Source organism: Streptomyces sp. GL_148 (assembly GCF_057834205.1).
Genome location: NZ_CM174396.1, coordinates 1,132,576 through 1,153,778, shown reverse-complemented (window position 1 = coordinate 1,153,778; position 21,203 = coordinate 1,132,576). Strand labels below are relative to the sequence as shown.

The following is a 21,203-nucleotide window of genomic DNA, read 5'->3' as shown; positions in this document are numbered from 1 at the left end:
TTCACCGGTCGCCCTCCTCCACCGCGGTGGAGTCCGGGTTCGGCTCGGACTCATCGGCGAGGGTGAGGGGGTCGACCACGGTGGTGCACCGCGTCCAGCGAGTGACCTCCTTCTCGTCCATGCGGCCCACCGTCTCCGGTTCGACGGCGGGCGGCCCGTCGAGCAGCCCGTGGGCGGCGCAGTAGTCGTCGTCGTAGACCGTGCCCAGGTAGCGCTGCGGCCCGTCGGGAAAGACGGCGGCGATACGAGCGTCCGCGGGCAGGGTGCGGGCCAGCCACCCCGCGACCAGGGCGACCGCTCCCACGCTCCAGCCGCCGGTGGCGTAATGGGATGCCGCGAGCCGGCGGCAGGTCCACACGGCTTCGCCGGGGGAGACCCAGTGAACCTCGGAGAAGTTCTCGTACGCGACGTTGCGGGGGTAGATGCTGGAGCCGAGGCCGCGCATCAGGCGGGAGCGGGCGGGCTGGCCGAAGATCGTGGAGCCGATGGTGTCCACGCCGACGAGCTTCAATCCCGGGTAGAGCTGCTGCAGGACGCGGGAGACACCCGCGGAGTGACCGCCGGTCCCCACACTGCACACCAGGACGTCGATGTGGCCGAGTTCGGCTGCCAGCTCCAGTGCCAGCGGGGTGTACGCGGTGGTGTTGTCGGGGTTGTTGTACTGGTCGGGGCACCAAGAGCCCGGGTGCTGCTGCATCAGCTGGGTCACCCGGTCGCGGCGGGCCTGCTGCCAGCCGCCGGTCGGGTGGGGCTCCGAGACGAGGTTGACCTGTGCCCCGTACGCGGTCAGCAACCGGTTCATGGACATCTCGAGCCCGGGGTCGGTGACCAGAGTGACCGGATGGCCGTAGACCATGCCGGCCAGGGCGAGGCCGAGGCCGAGGGTGCCGCTGGTGGATTCGATGATCCGGGCGCCGGGGAGCAGCTCGCCGCGGGCACGGGCCCGCTCGACCATGTGCAGGGCCGGACGGTCCTTGATCCCGCCCGGGTTGAAGCCCTCCAGCTTCGCCCAGAAGCCGCGGCCTTCCCGGGTGAAGGGCTCGGATACATGCAGGAGCGGTGTGTTGCCGACCAGCCCGGACAGGGAGGACCGGGCGGACGGGGCGGACGGGGTGGACGGGGTGTCAGCAGTGGGAAGAGTGGTCATCTTTTCGGCTCTCATGCGTAGATGGCTGTTTGTGTGCGCATCTCGCCGACTGCTGCGGTCAGGGGTGGGAGGGAGATTCCTCCCGCGTCCCATCGGGGCAGCAACGGCGGCGGCCGGTACGGGCGGCCGCACGGATGAGCTCTAGATTCGCCACCGGCACACTCTTATGAGCGTGAAGCGCCCCGCATTGACTGCCAGACGTCGGGGAACCGGCCGGTGCCGGGCCACCGGGAAGCTGATGGTGACGCCGGTCACGGCTGGGATCGCAGCGGCAGGGGTATGAGCGGGCGCTGGTTGCCCCTCAGCCAGGGAGCGGCCGGCCGGAATGCAAAATTCGGCAGAATCCGGCACCTGGGGTGCACCGCCTGTGAATTCGGCGGTCCGGTGGTGGGGCGGCGCGAGGGTCTCGCCGTGGGAGTGTCCGGCTGCCTGAGGATGGACCAAGCAGGTGATCGAAGCGATCGTCACCGCGGCGAGAATGCAGGCGGCCAGCGTGCTCCGCATTCGGCCGGCTACACCGTAGAGAATCTTGAGCGGGTGGAACGGCACTATTCCTCCGTGCGGTGCCCCCTCTCGGTAACTCCGAAGAGGGAAGCAGACAGAGATCGATCAGGTCGGGGAGGCGCCGACGACAGTCCCGTTCAGATCTGTGAACCATAGGGGTGCGGGGGTCCGATTCCACCGGACGCACCGAAGACGGCAGCTGAGGTCAGCCGCATGGTTCAACGGGGGGAGTCGACCAGCTCGAGGAGAGCCCCAGGACCTAGATCTGCAGGACCGCCGGCCCTCTTGACGCCGCCGACGGCGGACGGTTGGCCCGGCCGTCGGCCGCGGGAACCTTGGGGGAGAAGTGATCGCAGCGCACGTCGTCACCAAGAACATCCGGACAGGTGATCTGCGGCGTGGCAGCGCCCTGCTGTGACTGTCCGGGCATGCACTGCTCGGCCGGATGCTCCGGCGTCGTCGTGGCGACTTCGTCAGCCACCGCAGTGGACTGAAAAGCGCTCTGCGAAATCTCGCCGGTATCGGCAGGCGTATGGCTGGAATTCAGCAGGGCCATGGAGGGGCCGGTGGAGTGGTGCGGCGCATTCTCGGCGCTGACGCCGTGTGCGTACACGAGGCCCAGCATCAGCAGGGTCAGCCAAAGGGCGCGCAGCGGACCGGTGGATACCTGGGCCCGCAGAACACCGATGGGTGACCGCGCCGTAATCATGTCGTGATCGTAGCCGATTCCGCGGACCTGATGGCAACCCCCCTCTGGCTGTGGCGAATTTACATAGGTGCGCATAGGGAGCATGGGGGATGTTCGGCACTGGCCGGAACATGTACATGTTCCGGCCAGTGCCGAATGTGGCGTGAATTCTCCGTGAGCATCGAACGAACCGTGAATGAGCTCGGGTGCCTGAACTCCCAGCCGGCCCCGGACGACGCCGAGGACACATCGCCGCAGCTGCCGTTGCAGGCCGCTTGCCCCCGACTACGCCTCTTGTTCGGTCTCGACCTGCGCGTGCCAGTCCCGTTTGACGGCGCTCCACGCCTCGTCGCTCTGGCCTTGGCGCCAGTAGCCGGAGAGTGAAAGGCGATCGCGCGGGACCTGCCGCTCCTGGCGGAGGTGGCGGCGAAGTTCCCTGACGAAGCCGGCCTCGCCGTGGACGAAGACGTCCGGGGTGCCTTCGGGGAAGGCGAGCGAGGAGACCGCCTCCAGCAGCGGTTCGCCGATCGGGCGCTCGCCTCGGTGGAGCCAGACCGGGACAACACCGTCGGCCGTCACGATCTTCTGTTCCTCCGCCGGGCCGGAGACCTCGATGAAGGCGTGCACGGTGGCCCCCTCCGGCATCCGCTCCATGGCCGCGGCGATGGCCGGCAGCGCGCTCTCGTCCCCGGCCAGCAGATGCCAGTCGGCATCCGGATCGGGCGCGTAGGAACCGCCCGGGCCGATGAAGTACACCCGCTCGCCCGGCTGGACCCGGGCCGCCCACGGACCGGCGAGGCCTTCCTCGCCGTGAACGACGAAGTCCACCGACAGCTCCAGCTGGTCCGGATCCCAAGTGCGCACGGTGTAGACCCGGTTGCGCGGCCATTCCTCGCGCGCAAACGCCGATCGGATGTGTCCCATGTCCCAGGGCTCCGGGTAGGTGACGCCCTCGGCCGCGAAGAGGATCTTGATGTAGTGGTCGGTGAAGCGGCCGGCCGTGAACCCGGCCAGTTCCTCACCGCCCAGGACGATCCGCACCATGTGCGGAGTCAGCTGTTCGGTGCGCACGACGCGTGCGGTACCGGTCTTGCGGGCGGGCCGTTCGGCCACGACGCCTCCTCCACTTGAAAGTTCGAGTGATCGAGGGCCTGCGGGGCCCTGGGGAGCCGCAGCCTACGGGGCGAGGGCTTCCGGGGTTCCTTGAGGGTGGAGAGAGCGGGGTCCACCTTCGGGGACCGGGGTGCCGCTCGCCTTGGCCTGGCGGATCTCGCCGAGGGCAACGATGGCGGTGGCCATGTCGAGGAGCAGCGGTGCGTGGCCCCCGGCGGGTACGGCGATGGTGAGCGGCCTGGCGGCCACGGCGGCGCCCTTGACGCCGGTGCAACCCATGTTGGGGCATGCCGGCGACGAAGCCGAAGCCGAAGCCGATGCCGAGCATGCCCTGTTCGGCGATCCTGACGGGCAACGACGTCACCTACTCCTACGGCGCCCCGGGCTCGGCGGACAACGCCGCGTCGCGGATCACCGAGGTCCGGGGCGCGGCCGGGACGATCACCCGCGGCTACGGGCCGCTGGGTGAGCTGACCAGGGAGGCGCGCACGATCAGCGCCGTCAGCGGGTCACCACGCACCTATGCGACCGCGTGGCGCTACGACACGTTCAACCGCGTGCTGCAGTTGACCTACCCCGACGGCGAGGTGCTCACCTACGCCTACGACTCCGGTGGCCAGGTCACGCGGGCGACCGGGGTCAAGGGCGGGACCGACTTCACCCACCTGGAACGGCTGGACTACGACAAGTTCGGCCAGAAGACCCTCCAGGAGACCGGCAAGGGGGTGCGCACGACCTACACCTACGACGCCAACGGCAACCTCACCGCCACGGTGAACACCGCCGCGACGGGCAAGCGCAGGCAGTTCGTGTGGGACGAGGAGAACTGCCTGGCCTGCAACCAGGACACCACGAACCCCGGTGAGACGCGGCTCACCCCGGGTGCATGGGCCCCGGGGGCAACGGCAACGGTGACATGGTGGTGTACCCGGGCACCGGCAGCAGCACCGCCGACAGCCAGCTCAGCGGGCCCCTCACCATCGGCGTGGGCTGGGGCGGGGCCGACTTCCTGGTCGGCGACGTCAACAACGACGGCCTGACCGATGTGCTCGCCACGATCCGGAACACAGGGGAGATGTACCTGTACCCGGGCACCACCGGAGACACCGGCACCTCGTCCTTCGGCGCTCCGGCCTTCGTCGGCAATGGCTGGAACGACTACGAGGCCTTCCAGTAGCGGCCACCGAGCCCCGGGCCGCCGTCCCCGAACTCTCGGGGACGGCGGCCGTTCGCTGTTCACGGCCCGGATCGAATCCCCGCGCACCGCAGCCGCATGCGTCAGTGGTGGGCCGCAGGTCAGGCGCCGTTCTCACGTGGCTCGGATCTTGGTCCGCACTCATTGGGGTGGCCGCCCAGCACCACCCGGGTCCTGTAGTCACCACTGGGACTTCTTCTTCGTGCCGGGGCGACGTCGTCGCCGTGCGTGGTTCACGCAACGCTGCTACTGCGAGAAGGGGTTCGATTCGACGGGCCCGGCACAGGTTTGGGGAGGTCCTGAGCATGCGCACCCGACAGGGCTCCTACCCGTCGAGCCAGCTCAGGGGGTCGCTCTCGGGAACCCCTGCCTCCGTAAGGCAGGTGAAGGTGACCGGAGTGCCCAGGGACGCCAACTCCGACAGGAGAGCGGGGGGCACGACCATCGTCGACCCGGTTTCCGCCGTGCCTGCGATGTCCACATGCACTGAATATCCATCTCGCTGGAGCGCCAGCAGGCTTTCCAGTCTGGGGTGGATCTGGGTAACCAGGGTGAAAGCCTGGACCTCCAGCGTATCCCTCTCGCCCTTGCTGACATTCCAGGTCCAGCGGTCCACCGTCGACTCGACGTGGGAGCCGTCAGTCAACAGCTCCGGTACCAGTTCCACGGCCGCGGCAACGCGGTGCGCGTCGACTCCTTCCTTGCCGACCACCAGCGCGACGCGTACACCTCGCCAGCTCTCACGCATGCTCAAGAGTCCTCCATTTCTTCTGCCGGGTCACCGGGAGTTCAAGTTGGGTGTGAGAGACAAGGGAACACCCAGCTGGGCAATCCTGGAAAACAGGGGAGCAGGAACCAGGAATTCTGACCCGTGGTCCGCGAAACCGTAGACCTCCAGATGCACCTCAGAGCCTTCCGCCTGCATCAAGCGCAGCTGGGAGACGCACCCTTCCGCCGCGGACTGCCCGCAGGACCACCGCCCCCAGCGTTCCGGCCGCCGCCGCGCCGCCCAGGGCGTAGAGAGCGATGAGGAATATGTCCTGGTCCCGCATCGTGTTCAGCCCTTCTCTGCAGTGGGATCGAAGCGGTAGCCCACGCCCCAGACGGTCTGGATCAGCCTGGGGTTCGCCGGGTCTTCCTCGATCTTGGTACGGAGCCGTCGCGCGTGGACGGTCACCGTGGACAGGTCGCCGAACTCCCAGTCCCATACGTCTTGCAGCAACTGTTCCCGCGTGATGGCCCGCCCCGGATTGCGCATCAGGTAGACCAGGAGGTCGAACTCGCGCAGGGTGAGGGCGAGTTCCCTCCCTCCCTGGACGGCCAGGCGGGCGGCCGGGTCAACCACCAGGTCCGCGGCCCTCAGGAGGGCTCCGGTGCGGGGCGCGGCCGAGACGGCGGCACGGCGGCGCAGTACGGACTGCACCCGCAGTACGAGTTCGCGCGGGCTGAAGGGCTTGGTGACGTAGTCGTCGGCCCCGACCTCCAGGCCGAGTACGCGGTCCTCTTCCTCTCCTCGTGCCGTGAGCATGATGACGGCGGGCGACGCCGCGTCTCCCTCGCGCAGGGCGCGGCACACATCGATGCCGTCCATTCCGGGGAGCATCAGGTCCAGGACGACGAGATCGGGCCGGCCGCGCGCGGCGCACACCAGGGCCTCGTGTCCGTCGGCGGCGGTGTCGACGAGGAAGCCGGCGTTCTTCAGGTAACCGGTGACGACCTCGGTGACCGTCGCGTCGTCATCGACGACAAGAATCCGAAGGGGTGGTTCAGGTTGCATGCGGTCAGCCTCGCACGCGGCTTCCACGAGGTCACGGCCAGTCCAGGACGATCCTGCCGACTGCCTCCGGCCCACCGCCCGTTCGTCCGGATGATCCACGTAAGCGTTCCGTAACCGCCTGGCGCCTACCGGACCGGAGTGCCGCCGGTCAACCATGAATGAGGCAAATGGCAGGGGGAATTGATGGGGGGACTGGAATGGGAACGGGAACGGGACCGGGAACGGCAGATCTGGACCGGCGGATCCCGGTCGTGGTCCACGCGGCGGATCCGATATCCCGTGCGGGGGTGGTCAGCCAGCTGCGGCAGCATCCTGTGGTCGAACTCCGTGACGAGGCGGAGGCCGGGCCCGGGGCCGTCGCGGTGCTGATCGGCGAGACGCTGGACGAGACCACGTTCACGCGCCTGCGCCGGGTGGTGCGCGGGGAAGGGGCCCGCGCCGTCCTCGTGGTGAGCGCCGTACGGGAGGCCGAACTCCTCGACGTCATCGAATGCGGTGTCGGGGCCGTCGTCTGGCGCCACGAGGCCACCGCGCACCGTCTGCTGCAAGCCGTGCTCGCGGCCTCACGGGGGGACGGAGACCTCCCCGCGGACCTGCTCGGCCGCCTGATGAGTCAGGTGGGCACGCTCCAGCGATCGGCTGTCGGACGGACCGGCGCACCGGTGACGGGACTGGCGCCGCGCGAGGTGGACGTCCTGCGGCTCGTCGCGGAGGGACTCGACACCGCCGAGATCGCCGACAAGCTCTCCTACTCCGAACGCACCGTCAAGAACGTCATGCACGGGCTGACCACCCGCCTGTACCTGCGCAACCGGGCCCATGCCGTGGCCTATGCCCTGCGGGAAGGCTACCTCTGACCTCGAGGGCAACGGCGGGTGTCCGACCGGACGCAAGGCTCCGCCCCCGCGCCGGTCCCCGAGTGCTTGCGGGCCGTCCGCGGCGCCGAGAAGGATGGAAAGCGCCCGTCCGGCGATCGCGCCGGGGCGGCGGAGCGGCACCTCAGGCAAGGCGGGAGCGCGACGATGATCCACGAGGTGGACGAGGTCCTCGAACGGCTGCTGAACGGTGGCGCACTGGCCGGCTCCGGCATCGAGGTCTCCTTCGAAGCTCCGACCCGCGACTGGGCCGCCCGCCGCAACACCACAGCTGTCAACGCCTACTTGTACGACATCCGTGAGGACGTCGGACGGCGCCACCGCGGCACCGTCCCGGTCAAGGACGACCGGGGAGCCGTGCTCAAGCGCCGACAGCCACCCCGCTGGTTCCGGCTGTCCTATCTCGTCACGGCCTGGACGAAGCAGCCCAAGGACGAACACCGGCTGCTCTCCGCGGTACTGGCCACCCTGCTGCCCCGCGAGATGCTGCCCGCCGAGGAACTGCCGGGCTCCTTGCGCGCGCTGGGACTGTCCGTGCCCGTGACGGTCGCCGGGATCCAGACCGAGGCGCGGTCCCTGGCCGAGATCTGGTCCGCGCTCGGCGGGGAACTGAAGCCCTCCCTGGACCTGGTGGTGACCGCCCCGTTCCCCGCGTTCCCCGAGTACGACGCCGGGCCGCCGGTCACCGAGGGCGCCGCCGTGCGCGTGCGCGCCGTCGACGGCAGCCTGGACGACTCGCCGGAAAGGCGGCACCAGCCGAGGCACGCCGAGGCGGCCGCCCGCCGGAGCCCGGAGCCCCGACAGCGATGACCCCGTACGCCGCCCCCGCCCACCAGGAAGACACCGTGCCGTCCTCACCCGGGCCCGTACCGGACGCGGCCCACGCGCTCCTCGCCCGGCTGGACCTGGTCCGCGACCGGGCCGCCCTGCTGGTCGAGCAGCGCAGCGCCACCGATCCCACCGCCGACGACCCGCTGCGCGGCCTGTACCTCTCCGACGAGGCCGTACGGCACCTGCTGGACCCCGGCGTACCGGATCCGTCACCGACGGCCGGCGAGGCGGGGGCGGACGCGGTGGACCGGGCGATGCGCGGGGCCGCGGCCCTCAGCGGCGACCGGCTCGCCGGGCTCGTGGACCGGCACGGACTCACGATGCTGGACGCCTGCCTGCTGCTGGTCGCCCTGGCGCCCGACGTGGACCGCACCTTCGAGTCGTTGTACGGCTACCTGAACGACGACGTCAGCCGACGCCGGGCCACCACCGGGCTCGCCCTCGACCTGTGCGCCGTGCCCGTCCACCTGGCCTGGGCCCGTGCCAGGTTCCATCCGTCGGCGCAGCTGTCCGCGCTCGGTTTCGTTGAGGTCGAGGAGCCCGAACGGCCCTTCCTCAGCCGCGTGTTGCGCGTACCAGACCGGCTGATCGCCCATCTGCTCGGCGACGACCGCCCGGACGCCGCGCTCGCCGGGCACATCCGTGCGCTGGCCACGCCCGAGGGGCCGTACGACGAGGAGTTCACCCGCAGGCTCGCCGATTGGCTGACCGTCCCCACGCGCACCCCGGCCCGCCGTTCCGTCTACCTGCGCGAACACCGCGAGGGCGACGGGCTCGCAGTCGCCGCGGCGGCCCTGCGGGCGGCCGGGCTCGACGCCCTGCACGTCACCGCCCACGGCGACGGCGGCGACGTACCGCTCCCGGAGCTGCTGCGCGAGGCACGGCTGCGGGGCTGCGCGCTCGTCGTGTCACAGGTGCCGGACGAGCCGGGCCCGCTGCTGCGGGCGCTGGCCGCGGCCGACGTCCCCGTGCTGTTCATCGGGGCGCGGCCCTACGACCCCCGGTGGTGCGCCCGCGACCCGCTGGTGCTGGACGCGCCCCGGCTGCCGGCCGGAGCCGTGGCGGCCTGGTCGGCCGCGCTCGGCGGGGCCCCGGCGTTCGACATGGCCGCGACCGTGGCCCCGTACCGGCTCGGCGGCGACGGCATCGCCCGGGCCGCGCGCGCCGCACGTGAGCTCGCCGCGTTCGACGGCACCCCGCCGACCGCCGACCACCTGCGGCTGGCCGCCCGCCAGCAGTCCGCGTCCGGCCTGGAACGGCACGCCCGCCGGATCCGGCCCGACGTCGGCTGGGAGGACCTCGTCCTGCCGGATCAGCCCCTGGCCCGGCTGCGCGAACTCGCGCTGCGCGCCCGCCACCGCGACCGGGTCCTCGGTGACTGGCGGCTCAGTGCCGGCGGAGGCCGGGGCCGCGGAGTCCTGGGGCTCCTCGCCGGCGAGTCCGGTACGGGAAAGACACTGTCGGCCGAGGTCGTCGCCGCCGAACTCGGCCTCGATCTCTACGTCGTCCAGCTCTCCTCGATCGTCGACAAGTACGTGGGCGAGACGGAGAAGAACCTGGAGCGGATCTTCACCGAGGCCGACCAGACCGACGCCGTGCTCCTCTTCGACGAGGCGGATGCCGTGTTCGGCAAGCGCTCCGAGGTCAAGGATTCGCACGACCGCTACGCCAACATGGAGAGCGCGTACCTGCTCCAGCGTCTGGAGTCCTTCGACGGCATCGCGCTGCTCACCACCAACCTGCGGGCCAACATCGACGAGGCGTTCACCCGGCGGCTGGACCTGGTGATCGACTTCCCGTTCCCGGACGCGGAGCAGAGGCTGGCGCTGTGGCGCCACAGCCTCGCCCGCGTGCCGTGCGCCGAGGGCACCGACCCGGGCGCGTGCGCCCGGGACTTCGAGCTGGCCGGCGGGTCGATCCGCAGCGCCGTCGTCACCGCCGCCTACGCCGCGGCCGGCCGCGGTGAACACGTCACCACGGCCGACCTGTTGGAAGGGGCCCGCCGCGAGTACCGCAAGGCGGGCCGCCTGGTGCCGGGCGAGGGCGGCTGGTAGCGGCGGCCGGTGGCCGGCCGCCGTGCTCAGCCCAGGGGGTGGACGATCTGCCAGTCCGGCACCGTGGGGTTGATCAGCTGCCACAGGTCCTCGCCCTTGCGGCAGTCGTTGTTCCTGAGCCTGAGCCGGGCGGGGTCATTGCTCTGGGTGGGGCCGGTCCAGTCCAGGCAGGTGTTGTTGCTGGCGAAGTTGCGGATCCAGTAGGTCTCGCTGTCCTGCTTCTCCAGCCACCACAGCTGGTTGTCGGCGGTGGTGCCGTTGCAGCCGTACGTGGACAGCGCGGTGCCGGCGGGCTTTGCGCCCACCCCCGGCAGGTCCAGGCAGAGCCCGCCCCTGACGCTGCGGATCTGGAAGAGCGCCGAGCCCCCGGGACCCATGGTCGGGTGGACCAGCTCCAGGTTCCAGCGCTCGTTGTCCTTGGGGTCCGGGTTGCAGGTGCCCACATTGGCCGGACCTCCGCGTTGCGCGTCGTCGCGGCCGGGGAGGTCGATGCACGCCTTGACGGGCCGGAGCCTCAGCAGGATGTTGTTCAGGGTCCGCGGCTCGGGCTTCTTCGGGACCGGCGGAGCCGGCGGGGGCTTGGCTGCACCGCCACCGCCCCCACCTCCGCCACCTCCGCCACCGCTTCCGCCCGTTGCGCCGCCGGCGCCCTCCGGGGGCTTGGACGGCGCCGGTTCTTCCACCGGAGGAGGGGACGGCGCTGCGAGCGGCGGGGCCGCGCTCGGCTCGGCCGGCGGGATCGTGCTCGCGCCGGCTTCCTGGAGCTGCTCCACGGCGGCGCTGCGAACCTGGGGCTTGTACGCGATCCAGAGCAGCACGAATGTGATGGCGAGCGCCAGGAAGATGCCGAGGAAGGTGGCGAGCCAGCCGGGCAGGAACCCGCGCTGGACGTACTTGCCCTCGACGTCGAGCGGGGCCACCCCCGACCGCTGCACGGTCAGCGCGTACGGTCGCTGCTGCTTCGAGCCGAACCAGATGATCTCGCGCGGCTTGAGCGTCGTCTTCACGAACGCGGCGCGGCCCGGCTGGATCTGGATGTTGCTCGGCTGGATGTCGTACGAGAGCTGGTCGCCGTTGTCGCTGCCGCTGAGGGAGGCGGTGAGCGGGGTGTTGCCGATGTTGTCCACGGCGAGCCTGGGGCGTCCGCGGAGGCGGCCCTTGACGGTGTGCGGTACCAGCTCCGTGCGTATCTCGCTGAACGGCGTGATGGTCAGATTGCCCTCGGGTACGGTCACCGCCTCGGGGTGCTCGGTCGGGGTGATGCGTACGGCGTACGGGTTCGCGCCGGCCGTCGCGTCGGGCGTGCGCGGCGGCGCGAACGTCAGCTCCACCGTCCCCGTGGTCCCGGGGTACAGCCGGAGTGCGGCCGGTTCCACGGTGGTCCACGGCGCGATGGCGCCGACCGGTTCGAAGCGGTACTCGTCGACGACATCACCGGTGTTGCGCAAGCGTAGCCGCACCGCGGTGCTGCCGCCCGGGTCCACGGTCGCGGAGGCGGGTTCCAAGGAAGTCCAAAGGCTCACGCCACGACGCTAAGACGGCGCCGTCGCGCCGGTCAGAAGCCCCGGGGCAGCCTTCCCTGCCCCTGCGGGCAACCGTGCTGCCCTCGAACAGGTACCGCAGGACGTTCCGCCGGACCGGCTCACGGCCGAGGGTGGATGCATCCCGTCCCGTACCCCGAGGAGAGCAGAGCATGCCGTCCTACCTGTCGCCGGGCGTATATGTCGAGGAGGTGGCCAGTGGCTCCCGCCCCATCGAGGGGGTGGGCACCTCGGTGGCCGCCTTCGTGGGTCTCGCGCCGGCCGGCCCCCTGCACGAGCCGACGCTGGTGACCAACTGGACCCAGTACGTGGCGTCCTTCGGTGACTTCACCGACGGCTACTACCTCGCGCACAGCGTCTACGGCTTCTTCAACAACGGTGGTTCGGCCGCCTACGTCGTCCGCGTCGGCGGCGCCCCCGGAGGCGCGCCCGTCGATTCCGCCCCGCCCGCAGCCGTGAAGGGCGCAGCGGCACCCGCCGCGCTGCCGCCCGGGGAGCCCAAGCAGCTCGGCACCTTCACGGTGGCGGCCGCGGCGCCCGGCGCCCTGAGCGTCGAGGTCGCCGACCCGGAGGGCGAGGGCCCCGGCGACCGGTTCAAGCTGATCGTCAAGGACGGCGACAGGGTCGCCGAGACCTTCGACGTGAGCGCCAAGAAGGCCGGCCGCACGTACGTGGTCACCCAGGTCAAGGAGCAGTCCAAGCTCATCACCGTGCAGGAGGCGGCCCCCGCCGGGCAGTTGGCGCGGCCCGAGAACCAGACGGTGGCGCTGGCGGCCCAGGCGCCGGCCGCGGCCCCCGCGCAGCCCGTCCCGGCCGCGGCGGCCGGCGCCCACCCCGGTCCCGCCCAGTACCTCGGCGATTCGGCCGACCGCACCGGATTCGGCGGCCTGGAGGCCGTCGACGAGGTCTCGATGGTCGCGGTTCCCGACCTGATGGCCGCCTATCAGCGCGGCGCCATCGACCTGGAGCAGGTCAAGGCCGTACAGCTGGGGCTGATCGCGCACTGCGAGCTGATGGGCGACCGCGTCGCGGTCATCGACCCGCCGCCGGGCCTCAACGCCCGCCAGATCCGCGTCTGGCGGCAGGAGACCGCCGGATACGACTCCAAGTACGCGGCCCTGTACTACCCCTGGATCAAGGCGTTCGACCCGGCCAGCGGCCAGTCCCGGCTGATCCCGCCGAGCGGTCACATCGCCGGTGTCTGGGCCCGCAACGACGCCGAGCGCGGAGTGCACAAGGCGCCGGCCAACGAGGTCGTACGCGGCGCGGTTGACCTGGAGATCCAGATCACCCGCGGTGAGCAGGACCTGCTCAACCCCGTCGGCGTCAACTGCATCCGCGCCTTCCCCGGCCGCGGCATCCGCGTCTGGGGAGCCCGCACCCTGTCCTCCGACCCGGCCTGGCGCTACCTGAACGTGCGCCGCTACTTCAACTACCTGGAGGAGTCGATCCTGATCGGCACCCAGTGGGTGGTCTTCGAGCCGAACGACCAGCACCTGTGGGCCCGGATCCGGCGCAACGTCTCCGCCTTCCTGGTCAACGAGTGGCGCAACGGCGCGCTGTTCGGCGGCCGGCCCGAAGAGGCGTACTACGTCAAGTGCGACGAGGAGACCAACCCGGCGGAGTCGGTCGACCTGGGGCGGGTCATCTGCGAGATCGGCATCGCGCCGGTCAAGCCCGCCGAGTTCGTGATCTTCCGGCTGGCCCAGTTCTCCAGCGGCAGCGGAGAGCTGGAGGAGTAGCCCCCAGAGCTCCGCCCCCTTCTCCGCTTTCTCCGTACGCAGTCAAGACCTTTCGGAAGGACACCGCGCACATGAGTCTCCAGCCGGGTGACGCCCTCACTTCACATAATTTCGGGCTCCAGATCGACGGGGTGATGGTCGAGTACCTCGCCGAGGTCAGCGGCCTCAGCCTCGAACAGGACGTCATCGAATACCAGCAGGTCTCCGCGCAGGGCAAGGCCGTGGTCAAGAAGCTGCCAGGCGTGAAGAAGGCCGGCACGTGCACCGTCGTCCGCGGTATGACGCAGTCGGCCGCCTTCAACCAGTGGATCACCGAGTCCGTCAACGGCAACATGGGCACGGCCCGCAAGAACGCCACCATCATGGTGATGGACTATCAGGACAACCCGGTCAAGCGGTACAACATGCGCAACGCCTGGTGCAGCAAGGTCGACACCAGCACCGTGAAGGCCGGCGAGGCGGCGGCGCTCACCGAGACCGTGACCATCACCTTCGAAGAACTGGTCGTCGAATAATGCGGCGCGCGGCTCCAGGGACGACCGCGGTGGCCGTCGGCGGCGATGCGGGCCCGGTCGCCGACGCCTCGGCGCAGGCCGTGGCATCGGCTGCCGCCCCGGCGGCACAACGGCTGCGTACGGAGTTCAACTTCGAGCTGCCGCGCGGATACGTCGACGAATCCGGAGCCGTGCACCGGGACGGCACCATGCGGCTCGCCACAGCCCGGGACGAGCTGATCCCACTGCGGGACATGCGGGTGCAGGAGAACCCGGCCTATCTGTCGGTGGTGCTGCTCGGCCGGGTGATCACCCGGCTGGGCAAGCTGCCGATGGTGCACGACGGGGTGGTGGAGAACATGTTCGCCTCCGACCTGGCGTTCCTGCAGGACTTCTACCGGCAGGTCAACGCCGAGGGCCACACCCGGGCGGGAGTCACCTGCCCCCACTGCGAGCAGCCGTTCGAGGTCGAACTCGGCGGGAGCCGCCTGGGGGAATCGTGACGTACGCGACCGACCGCCTGCACGAGGAGATCGCGTACATCGCCTACCACTTCCACTGGAGCCTGGAGGACATCCTGGACCTCGAACACCGTGACCGCCGCCGGTACACGGAACAGATCGCCGGGTTCGTCGCCCGCGCCTCCTCCTCGGTCGAGGGGTGACGGCGTGGGACTTCTCGGGCGGTTGAGGGATGGTTTGACGGGTGGCCGGGGGCGGCAGGCTGCGCCGGAACCGGGTGCGGGGGCCGGTGCTGAGCCGGCTGCCGGATCTTCGGTCCCGCCGGTGCCCGGTGTAGTCCGGGAGGCCGGGTGGTCCGCGCTGCCGCCGATCCAGCGCGTGACGGCTTCCGGTTCCGGCGCGGCCGCGGCGGTCGCGGACGCGGGGTTCGGCGGTCGCCTGAGCACGTGGCGGGACCCGTCCTTCCGCGGGACCTTGTCCCACGCCGTACTCGACGGTGCGCCGGGCGGCCTGGTGGAGGGGCTGCTCAGCACCTCGGCAGCACCCGGCTACGGACTCGAACTGCCGTCACTCACCCTGCCGGTGGTGCCGTACGGCGAGCCGGGCGACGGGCCCGCCGCCGCTCCGCCGGTGCAGCGGACATCCCGTCCGGTGGGTGCCGGGGTGGCCCCGGTCGCCCCGACACCCACCCGGCGGACCTCACTGACCAGGTCGAGGCGCACGCCCGCGGTGCAGCGCCGGGCGCTGCCGGTGGCCCGCCGGGCGGCTTCCGCCGGCCCGGCGGTGGCCTCCGGCGGTTCGGCGGCGGGCTCCAGCGGTCCGGCACCGGCTGCCGGTGGTTCGGCGTCCGCTTCCGCCGGGCAGGCACCGTCCTCCGGCGGCCCGGTGTCCGCTTCCGCGGGCTCGGCGCCGGATGGCGCCCGCCGGGGTTCCCCGGCGCCGGATCCCGACCGGGCGTTCCCCGGCGCCCGGAACCCGGGGCCCGGCGACGGCGTACCCCCGTCCCCGGGTACGCCGTCGACCGGTCGGGCACCCGTTCAGCGGAGCACTCCCGATGGGGCACGGCACACCCCGGCTGTGCTCGCGGCCCCCGCCCCGGCCCCCGGCCAGGGGGGAGAGCTTTCGGGCGGCCCGCGCCCGGCCCCGTCCGGCGGCGCGCCCATGTCCCCGGGCGCGCCGCCGGCCGGTCAGTCGGCTCCTGTTCAGCGGAGCACTCCCGGCAGGGCTCGGCGGTCTGGGCTCGGCGCACCGATGCCCGGTGGCCCGGCCGCGCCCGCGGCTCCGGCCTCCGGTCCGGGCGGGGAGCCGTCCACCGGCCTGCGCCCGGCTCCGGCCGGCGGTGTACCCCCGTTCCCGGGTACGCCGTCGGCTGGCCGGGCGGCTCCCGTGCAGCGCAGCGCCGCTGACGGGGTGCGGCTCTCCCCGGCCGCCCCCGCGGCCGCGGCGCCGGGGCCGGATCTGAAGCCGGCGCCGGGGCCGGATCCGGGTCCGGGTCCGGGTCCGGGTCCGGGTGTTGGGGTCTCCTCGTCCCCGGGTGTGTCCGCGGCCGGTCAGGCGGGCCCAGCAGCCCCGGCTCCCCAGCCGGTCTCCGGTCCGAACGGCGGGCCCTCAGACGGCCCGCGCCCGGCTCCGGCTGCCCGTACGTCCGCGTACCCGTCCCCGCACTCGTCTCCGGACGCGCCATCGGGCGGTCCGGCGGCACCGGTTCAGCGGAGGGCTGCGGACGGTGCGCGGCGGCTGGATGCGGGCGCGCCGGTGTCCGGCGTGCCGGTCCCGGCCGCGCCCGCGACGCCTCCGGCCGGGTCTGCCTCGGCTTCGGTGTCCCGGGGCACGCCGGTTGCTCCGGTGCAGCGGCGTACCGCCGTCAGCCCGCGGCAGCCGGGAGCGAGCCTGCCGGTGTCCACCGGCCCGGCGTCGGCTCCCATGGCCAGGTCGGCCTCCGGCGGGCCGGGCCCGGCGCCTGCCGGCGGCGTATTCCCGTCCCGCCATGTGCCGTCGGGCGGTGCGGCGGCCCCTGTTCAGCGGAGCACTCCCGTCAGGCCGAGGCGAGCAGGACTCGGCGCGCCATGGTCTGGTGGTCCAGCCGCGCCCGCGGTGTCCGTTGCGCCTCCTGCCCGGTCTGCCAACGCGCCGTCAGACGGTGCGCGGCAACCGGATCCGGGCATGCCCGTGTCCGGCGGACCGGCCCCGGCCGCGCCCGCACCGCTGTTGACCCGGTCGGCCGACGGATCCGTGTCCCGGAGCGCATCGCCGGCCGGTGGCGGGGCTCCTGTGCAGCGGAGTGCTGTCGGCGGCCCACGGCAGCCGGGGCCGAGCGTGCCCCTGCCCACCGGCCCGGCCTCGGCGGGCAAGCCGACTTCCGAGGGGCCCAGCCCGGCGGCGGCCGACGGGGTAACCCCGTCCCGGAACACGCCAGCGGCAGGCCCGGCCCCCGTTCAGCGGAAGACTTCCGGCAGGGCGCGGCGAGCGGGACTCGGCACACCGGTGGCCCCGGTGCAGCGGCATGCCGTCGGCGGAGCGCGACCGCCGGAACCGGGGGGCATGCCGGTGTCCGGCGGCCCGGCCGCGACCGGGGCCCGGACGGGCAGGCGGCCGCTGCTGGGCACGCCCCTGTCGGCCGCCCCCACGGCTGCCGGGCCCCTCACTGGCGGCGGCGCCGGTGCCGTCCTGCGCGCGGCGACGGCCGAAGCGTGGCGCAGCGATGGACACGTCGCCGGGACACCGGCTCCGGCACGGGGACCGCTGCCCGTGCCGGATCAGGCCGTTCGGCGTGCCGCCGTAGCTCCCACGGTCCAGCGCGCACCGGTCGCACCCGCGTCTTCCGCGCCGGGGCTGGGCCCGGGCCACCGGGCGGGGAGAGCCGGTGGGCGCACGCTCGGAGTCGCCGTACCCCTGCCCGTGCGGGCTCTGGCTCCCGCACGGGCGCTGACCCCCGCCGTGCCGTCCACCACGCCGCCCGTTCACCCCCGTCGCCCGCAGGCGCCGGCCTCCGCACCACCCGTACCACCCGTACCACCAGTGCAGCGCGTGCAACGGGTCCCGGCACCGGCGGGAGGGTCCGCGCCCGCTCCTGCCGTGCAGCGGATGGCCGTGGCAAGCAATCAGGAGGTGCCCCGCTCGCCGCTCGCCGTTCAGCGTCTCGCCCACCCCGAGACGGTGTCCGGGAGCGGCGGTGGCACACCGGCCCGGCCGACGGGGACCGGGACGCCCCGGCCCCCCGTCCGCACCCGGTCGGTGCCGGGGGGTGCGGCAGTCCCTGCCGGGGGCACGCCCGTGGCACGGGTCTCCGTACAGCGCGCATCGCCGCACGCCACCGCACTGGCCATGCCGGTGCAGCGGTTCCCGGCGACTCCGGCAACGCCTCTCCTGCCGCCTGTTCGTCCCGCACCCCCACCCCCTGTTGCCCACACCATCCAGCGCGCCACCGAACCCAGGACGCGCACGGCAGACAGGACAGCCACGGTGCACTCGACGCACGCACAACGGCCCACACCCACGCACCCCCCGGTCCCCGACGCCGCGTTCAACCCCCGTTCCCTGACCGAATTCCAGCTCGACGAGTTGACCCACCGCCTCATCAGCCGGATCACCCGCCAGCTCCGTACCGACCTCCGGCTCGACCGGGAGCGCATCGGCAGGCTCCGCGACCCGCGTCCCTGACCCCTCCGCCGCAGAAAGGACCACCCGATGCCCCGCGATCTCGACCCGGGCTCCACCGTCTTCTTCACCCTCACCATCGACGGCGCGAGCCTCGGCTACTTCAACGGGTGCGAGGGCCTCTCCTCCACCGTGGAGATCGAGCAGCGCCAGGAGGGCGGCAACAACGGGTTCGTCTGGCAGCTCCCGTCCCGGGTGACCTTCTCCAACATCCGGCTGACCCGGCCCCTGACCCCCGACACCGCCAAGGTCGCGGCCTGGATCTCCTCCGTGACCACGGGCGTCACCCGGCCCACCGCCCAGATCGCCGCGCTGCGCGCGGACGGTTCCGAGGTGGCCCGCTGGGGGCTGATCGACGTACTGCCGGTCAGCTGGCAGGGGCCCTCCCTCGACCCGGCCAGCCCGGCCGTGGCGACGGAGGTACTGGAGATCACGCACCACGGGTTCACGGACTGAGGGGCGGCAGCACATGGCAGCCAAGGGAGGAAGGGGCGGCGGCGGTGGCAAGGGAGGCGGTGCGGGCAAGAGCCTGGTGCGCGCCTCGCTGGCCATTCACGAGCCGCCGATCGGCCAGAGCACCACACCCGGTCCGCTGATCAGGAACTTCACCTTCGAGTTCAATCCGTCGCAGCTCGCGCTCAGCCGGCGTGCGCAGTGGAAGGCCACCCCGACCGCCGCGGTGCGCGACGGCGCCGTCCCCGAGTTCATGGGGCCCGAGCCCCGGGAGATGACGGTGGAGATCTTCCTGGACGCCTCCGGCAGTCCGGGCGGCAATACGGTGCTCAAGAACGTGGAGGCGCTCTTCTCCTGCTGCGAGGTGACGGCGAAGAGCATCGCCGCCAAGCAGCCCTCCACGCCCTGGGTGGTCTTCCAGTGGGGGTCCTTCTCGACCGCGCGCTTCACGGCGTACGTCTCCTCCGTGGACGCCGCCTACTCACTGTTCAGCACGACGGGCGTGCCCGTCCGGGCCACCTGCCAGGTGCGGATGCACGAGATCCCCAGCAAGACCAAGGGCCAGAACCCGACCTCCGGCGCGCTCACCGCGCAGCGCGTGCACCGGGTCGTCGCGGGCGACACGCTGCAGTCGCTGGCCTGGCGGGAATACGGCGACGCGAACGACTGGCGGGCGATCGCCGAGGCCAACGGCATCGACGACCCGGCACAGCTGAAGACCGGCACGGAAGTGGTGCTTCCGGCTGCCGAGGAACTGGGGGGTCACTGATGGTGCAGGCATCGTTCTCCAACGTCGTCCACGTGACGATCGGTGGCGGCAAGCTCCCCGACCACGTCGCCGACGACCTCGTCGGCGCCTGGGTCGACCTGGGGGCCGGCGTGCCCGGCGCGTTCCGCCTCACTTTCCGCGACCCGCACGGGCTTCTGCTCGGCGAGCTGAAGGTGAAGTTCGGCACGAAGGTGGTCATCGCGCCCGTCTCCGGAAGCAAGGGCGCTGCCTCGCCGTTGCTCACCGGCGAGGTGACCGGCATGGAGACCGACTACGACGGCGCCGGCACGTTCACCGTGATCCGCGGTTACGACCTGGGCCACCGGCTGATGCGTCAGCGCCGGGTTGCCGCGTACCGCAATCAGACCGCCGCCGACATGGCCCGCAAGCTGGCCGCGCAGAGCGGCATCCCGATCGGCAAGGTCCAGCCCACCAAGACGGTCTACGAGTTCATCTCCCAGGCGAACGTAACCGACTGGGACTTCCTCTCCCGGCTCGCCGACGAGAACGCGATGGTGATGTCCCTGGATCCCCAGGGCAAGTTCCAGTTCGTCCGGCCGACGCCGGCGTCCGGCGCGCCGCCGACGAGCACCGACGGTGAGAAGAGCCCGTTCGTGCTGCACGCCGGCCAGGACGTGCTGCGCTGCCGGGCCGCGGTCACCTCCGCCGACCAGATCGGCAAGGTCGAGTCGCGCGGCTGGGACGTCACCACCAAACGGCCGCTCACCGCCATGGCGCCCGCCATCCGTACCCCGGCCGTCGCCATCGGCACCACACCGGGCCAGGCAGCCTCGGCGTTCAAGCCGGGGAAACTGGTGGAGACCGAGACCCCGTACGACCGCCAGTCCGAGGTCAAGAACGCCGCCGACTCGCTCGCCGACGACATCACCTCCTCCTTCGCCGAGCTGGAGGTCACGGTGCGCGGCAATCCGAAGCTGCGCCCCGGGGTACCGGTCACGCTCCGGGACGTGGGCACCCCGTTCGAGGGCAAGTACACGGTCACCTCCGTGCGGCACGTCTTCGGCGACGACAGTCACTACCAGACCTGGGTGACCGTCAGCGGGAGGCAGTGGCGTTCCCTGTACGGGCTCGCCTCCGGCTCCGGCGGCGGGTCCGCGCCGCGGCTGCCGAGCGTGGCCAACGCCCTGGTCACCGACGTACAGGACCCGCTGAGGCAGGGCCGGGTGAAGCTGCGGTTCCCGTGGCTGGACGATGCGTACGTCAGCGACTGGACCCGTACCGTCCAGCTGGGCGGCAAGGCAGGGGGCGGGATCTTCCCGCTGGACGTCGGCGACGAGGTACTGGTCGCCTTCGACCGGGGGGCCCTGGACCACCCGTTCGTCATCGGCGGCCTCTACAACGGCGTGGACAAGCCGACCCCCGTCAATGACGTGCCGCTGCACGACGGGCTGCGGAGGAAGGCGATCCGGCACACGCTGTCCGACCGGGACGGCAACCGGGTGGACCTGCTCAGCCAGACGACCGGCCGCCGCAAGCAGGGCGTGCGGATCGCCACCGGCAACGACCGGCTCACCATCAACCTCGACCGCACGCGGACCGAGATCACCGTGGACAGCAAGGGGTCCGTCTCCATCACGGGCGGCCTGGCGGTGTCCGTGGAGGCGGGCACGGACCTGACGCTGAGCGCGCGCCGGGCCCTGACCATCAGGAGCGGCGGGCCCCTCAACATCCAGGGCGGCGGCCTGGTCAGCATGAGGGCGGCGGGCGCGGTCAACGTGAGCGCGCTGGGCGCCCTCAGCCTCAACGCGGCGGGCGCGGCAGCGATCAGCGCGGGCGGAACCGTCCAGGTCAGCGCTACCGCGAACCTCGGCTTGCGGGCCGCCAGCCTCCTGCTGCAAGGCGTGGTGCTGGTCAACAACAAGCCGTACCCGATCCCGTGAC

At 71.9% G+C, this 21,203-nt stretch carries 21 protein-coding genes; 13 read left to right on the top strand and 8 right to left on the bottom strand.

The window, feature by feature from the left end:
- Position 1 precedes the first annotated feature (1 nt).
- The 4 genes from AC3IYI_RS05245 to AC3IYI_RS05230 form a co-directional block, all read right to left on the bottom strand.
- Positions 2-1,147 (bottom strand): PLP-dependent cysteine synthase family protein, encoded by a 1,146-nt coding sequence (locus AC3IYI_RS05245; RefSeq protein ID WP_489409091.1) that lies wholly within the window; start codon positions 1,145-1,147, stop codon positions 2-4.
- A 763-nt stretch (positions 1,148-1,910) separates the two neighbouring features.
- The gene (locus tag AC3IYI_RS05240; protein ID WP_489409090.1) at positions 1,911-2,360 is read right to left on the bottom strand and encodes a hypothetical protein; all 450 of its coding nucleotides are present in this window, start codon (positions 2,358-2,360) and stop codon (positions 1,911-1,913) included.
- Positions 2,361-2,624: 264 nt separating this feature from the next.
- Complete coding sequence (locus AC3IYI_RS05235) at positions 2,625-3,452, bottom strand: siderophore-interacting protein (protein WP_489409089.1); 828 nt, start codon at positions 3,450-3,452, stop codon at positions 2,625-2,627.
- 63 nt (positions 3,453-3,515) lie between these two features.
- Entirely contained in the window at positions 3,516-3,701 is a 186-nt protein-coding gene (locus tag AC3IYI_RS05230; protein WP_489409088.1) for an Ldh family oxidoreductase, read from the bottom strand.
- A 38-nt stretch (positions 3,702-3,739) separates the two neighbouring features.
- On the opposite strand from AC3IYI_RS05230, the gene AC3IYI_RS05225 reads away from it, so the two are divergent.
- Positions 3,740-4,492, top strand: a complete 753-nt coding sequence (locus AC3IYI_RS05225) for a hypothetical protein (RefSeq protein WP_489409087.1) — start codon at positions 3,740-3,742, stop codon at positions 4,490-4,492.
- The gene (locus AC3IYI_RS05220) at positions 4,438-4,629 is read left to right on the top strand and encodes a hypothetical protein (protein ID WP_489409086.1); all 192 of its coding nucleotides are present in this window, start codon (positions 4,438-4,440) and stop codon (positions 4,627-4,629) included. Before AC3IYI_RS05225 ends, AC3IYI_RS05220 begins: the two co-directional genes overlap by 55 nt.
- Positions 4,630-4,972: 343 nt before the next feature.
- Here the strand turns inward: AC3IYI_RS05220 and AC3IYI_RS05215 are convergent, their stop codons facing one another.
- Positions 4,973-5,395: a hypothetical protein gene (locus AC3IYI_RS05215; protein WP_489409085.1), complete on the bottom strand. Its 423-nt coding sequence runs from the start codon at positions 5,393-5,395 to the stop codon at positions 4,973-4,975.
- Between the two features lie 309 nt (positions 5,396-5,704).
- The gene (locus AC3IYI_RS05210) at positions 5,705-6,424 is read right to left on the bottom strand and encodes a response regulator transcription factor (protein WP_489409084.1); all 720 of its coding nucleotides are present in this window, start codon (positions 6,422-6,424) and stop codon (positions 5,705-5,707) included.
- 197 nt (positions 6,425-6,621) lie between these two features.
- On the opposite strand from AC3IYI_RS05210, the gene AC3IYI_RS05205 reads away from it, so the two are divergent.
- The 3 genes from AC3IYI_RS05205 to AC3IYI_RS05195 all read left to right on the top strand — a co-directional run bounded on the left by AC3IYI_RS05205 (position 6,622) and on the right by AC3IYI_RS05195 (position 10,184).
- A complete protein-coding gene (locus AC3IYI_RS05205) occupies positions 6,622-7,281 on the top strand; it encodes a helix-turn-helix transcriptional regulator (RefSeq protein ID WP_489409083.1) in 660 nt (219 codons plus the stop codon).
- Between the two features lie 165 nt (positions 7,282-7,446).
- Entirely contained in the window at positions 7,447-8,109 is a 663-nt protein-coding gene (locus tag AC3IYI_RS05200; protein WP_489409082.1) for a Pvc16 family protein, read from the top strand.
- Positions 8,106-10,184: an ATP-binding protein gene (locus tag AC3IYI_RS05195; RefSeq protein WP_489409081.1), complete on the top strand. Its 2,079-nt coding sequence runs from the start codon at positions 8,106-8,108 to the stop codon at positions 10,182-10,184. The genes AC3IYI_RS05200 and AC3IYI_RS05195 overlap by 4 nt, the downstream gene beginning before the upstream one ends.
- Before the next feature lie 26 nt (positions 10,185-10,210).
- Here AC3IYI_RS05195 and AC3IYI_RS05190 read toward each other — a convergent pair whose 3' ends face one another.
- A complete protein-coding gene (locus AC3IYI_RS05190; protein ID WP_489409080.1) occupies positions 10,211-11,707 on the bottom strand; it encodes an RICIN domain-containing protein in 1,497 nt (498 codons plus the stop codon).
- Between the two features lie 170 nt (positions 11,708-11,877).
- Here AC3IYI_RS05190 and AC3IYI_RS05185 point away from each other — a divergent pair, with 170 nt between their 5' ends.
- The 4 genes from AC3IYI_RS05185 (at position 11,878) to AC3IYI_RS05170 (ending at position 14,625) form a co-directional block, all read left to right on the top strand.
- The gene (locus AC3IYI_RS05185) at positions 11,878-13,467 is read left to right on the top strand and encodes a phage tail sheath subtilisin-like domain-containing protein (protein ID WP_489409079.1); all 1,590 of its coding nucleotides are present in this window, start codon (positions 11,878-11,880) and stop codon (positions 13,465-13,467) included.
- A 71-nt stretch (positions 13,468-13,538) separates the two neighbouring features.
- Entirely contained in the window at positions 13,539-13,982 is a 444-nt protein-coding gene (locus AC3IYI_RS05180; RefSeq protein WP_489409078.1) for a phage tail protein, read from the top strand.
- Positions 13,982-14,464 (top strand): hypothetical protein, encoded by a 483-nt coding sequence (locus AC3IYI_RS05175; protein WP_489409077.1) that lies wholly within the window; start codon positions 13,982-13,984, stop codon positions 14,462-14,464. The genes AC3IYI_RS05180 and AC3IYI_RS05175 overlap by 1 nt, the downstream gene beginning before the upstream one ends.
- The gene (locus AC3IYI_RS05170) at positions 14,461-14,625 is read left to right on the top strand and encodes a DUF6760 family protein (protein ID WP_489409076.1); all 165 of its coding nucleotides are present in this window, start codon (positions 14,461-14,463) and stop codon (positions 14,623-14,625) included. Before AC3IYI_RS05175 ends, AC3IYI_RS05170 begins: the two co-directional genes overlap by 4 nt.
- A gap of 1,503 nt (positions 14,626-16,128) precedes the next feature.
- Here AC3IYI_RS05170 and AC3IYI_RS05165 read toward each other — a convergent pair.
- On the bottom strand, positions 16,129-16,347 hold the full coding sequence (locus tag AC3IYI_RS05165; RefSeq protein WP_489409075.1) for a hypothetical protein: 219 nt from the start codon (positions 16,345-16,347) through the stop codon (positions 16,129-16,131).
- Positions 16,348-17,884: 1,537 nt separating this feature from the next.
- On the opposite strand from AC3IYI_RS05165, the gene AC3IYI_RS05160 reads away from it, so the two are divergent.
- From AC3IYI_RS05160 to AC3IYI_RS05145, 4 genes are read left to right on the top strand one after another with little or no spacing between them, the layout of a single operon-like run.
- Positions 17,885-18,082: a hypothetical protein gene (locus AC3IYI_RS05160; RefSeq protein WP_489409074.1), complete on the top strand. Its 198-nt coding sequence runs from the start codon at positions 17,885-17,887 to the stop codon at positions 18,080-18,082.
- Between the two features lie 27 nt (positions 18,083-18,109).
- Complete coding sequence (locus AC3IYI_RS05155; RefSeq protein WP_489409073.1) at positions 18,110-18,535, top strand: phage tail protein; 426 nt, start codon at positions 18,110-18,112, stop codon at positions 18,533-18,535.
- 13 nt (positions 18,536-18,548) lie between these two features.
- Positions 18,549-19,301, top strand: a complete 753-nt coding sequence (locus AC3IYI_RS05150) for a CIS tube protein (protein WP_489409072.1) — start codon at positions 18,549-18,551, stop codon at positions 19,299-19,301.
- Complete coding sequence (locus tag AC3IYI_RS05145; protein WP_489409071.1) at positions 19,301-21,202, top strand: VgrG-related protein; 1,902 nt, start codon at positions 19,301-19,303, stop codon at positions 21,200-21,202. The genes AC3IYI_RS05150 and AC3IYI_RS05145 overlap by 1 nt, the downstream gene beginning before the upstream one ends.
- Position 21,203 lies beyond the last annotated feature (1 nt).

What these genes read in the sequence shown, in the direction of transcription:
- AC3IYI_RS05240 (WP_489409090.1), bottom strand. Translation starts at nt 2,360, where the DNA reads ATGATTACGGCGCGGTCACCCATCGGTGTTCTGCGGGCCCAGGTATCC.
- AC3IYI_RS05185 (WP_489409079.1), top strand. Translation starts at nt 11,878, where the DNA reads ATGCCGTCCTACCTGTCGCCGGGCGTATATGTCGAGGAGGTGGCCAGT.
- AC3IYI_RS05145 (WP_489409071.1), top strand. Translation starts at nt 19,301, where the DNA reads ATGGTGCAGGCATCGTTCTCCAACGTCGTCCACGTGACGATCGGTGGC.
- AC3IYI_RS05165 (WP_489409075.1), bottom strand. Translation starts at nt 16,347, where the DNA reads ATGGGAGCCGACGCCGGGCCGGTGGACACCGGCAGGCTCGCTCCCGGC.
- AC3IYI_RS05195 (WP_489409081.1), top strand. Translation starts at nt 8,106, where the DNA reads ATGACCCCGTACGCCGCCCCCGCCCACCAGGAAGACACCGTGCCGTCC.
- AC3IYI_RS05225 (WP_489409087.1), top strand. Translation starts at nt 3,740, where the DNA reads ATGCCGGCGACGAAGCCGAAGCCGAAGCCGATGCCGAGCATGCCCTGT.
- AC3IYI_RS05200 (WP_489409082.1), top strand. Translation starts at nt 7,447, where the DNA reads ATGATCCACGAGGTGGACGAGGTCCTCGAACGGCTGCTGAACGGTGGC.
- AC3IYI_RS05180 (WP_489409078.1), top strand. Translation starts at nt 13,539, where the DNA reads ATGAGTCTCCAGCCGGGTGACGCCCTCACTTCACATAATTTCGGGCTC.
- AC3IYI_RS05210 (WP_489409084.1), bottom strand. Translation starts at nt 6,424, where the DNA reads ATGCAACCTGAACCACCCCTTCGGATTCTTGTCGTCGATGACGACGCG.
- AC3IYI_RS05150 (WP_489409072.1), top strand. Translation starts at nt 18,549, where the DNA reads ATGGCAGCCAAGGGAGGAAGGGGCGGCGGCGGTGGCAAGGGAGGCGGT.
- AC3IYI_RS05175 (WP_489409077.1), top strand. Translation starts at nt 13,982, where the DNA reads ATGCGGCGCGCGGCTCCAGGGACGACCGCGGTGGCCGTCGGCGGCGAT.
- AC3IYI_RS05155 (WP_489409073.1), top strand. Translation starts at nt 18,110, where the DNA reads ATGCCCCGCGATCTCGACCCGGGCTCCACCGTCTTCTTCACCCTCACC.
- AC3IYI_RS05245 (WP_489409091.1), bottom strand. Translation starts at nt 1,147, where the DNA reads ATGACCACTCTTCCCACTGCTGACACCCCGTCCACCCCGTCCGCCCCG.
- AC3IYI_RS05205 (WP_489409083.1), top strand. Translation starts at nt 6,622, where the DNA reads ATGGGAACGGGAACGGGACCGGGAACGGCAGATCTGGACCGGCGGATC.
- AC3IYI_RS05215 (WP_489409085.1), bottom strand. Translation starts at nt 5,395, where the DNA reads ATGCGTGAGAGCTGGCGAGGTGTACGCGTCGCGCTGGTGGTCGGCAAG.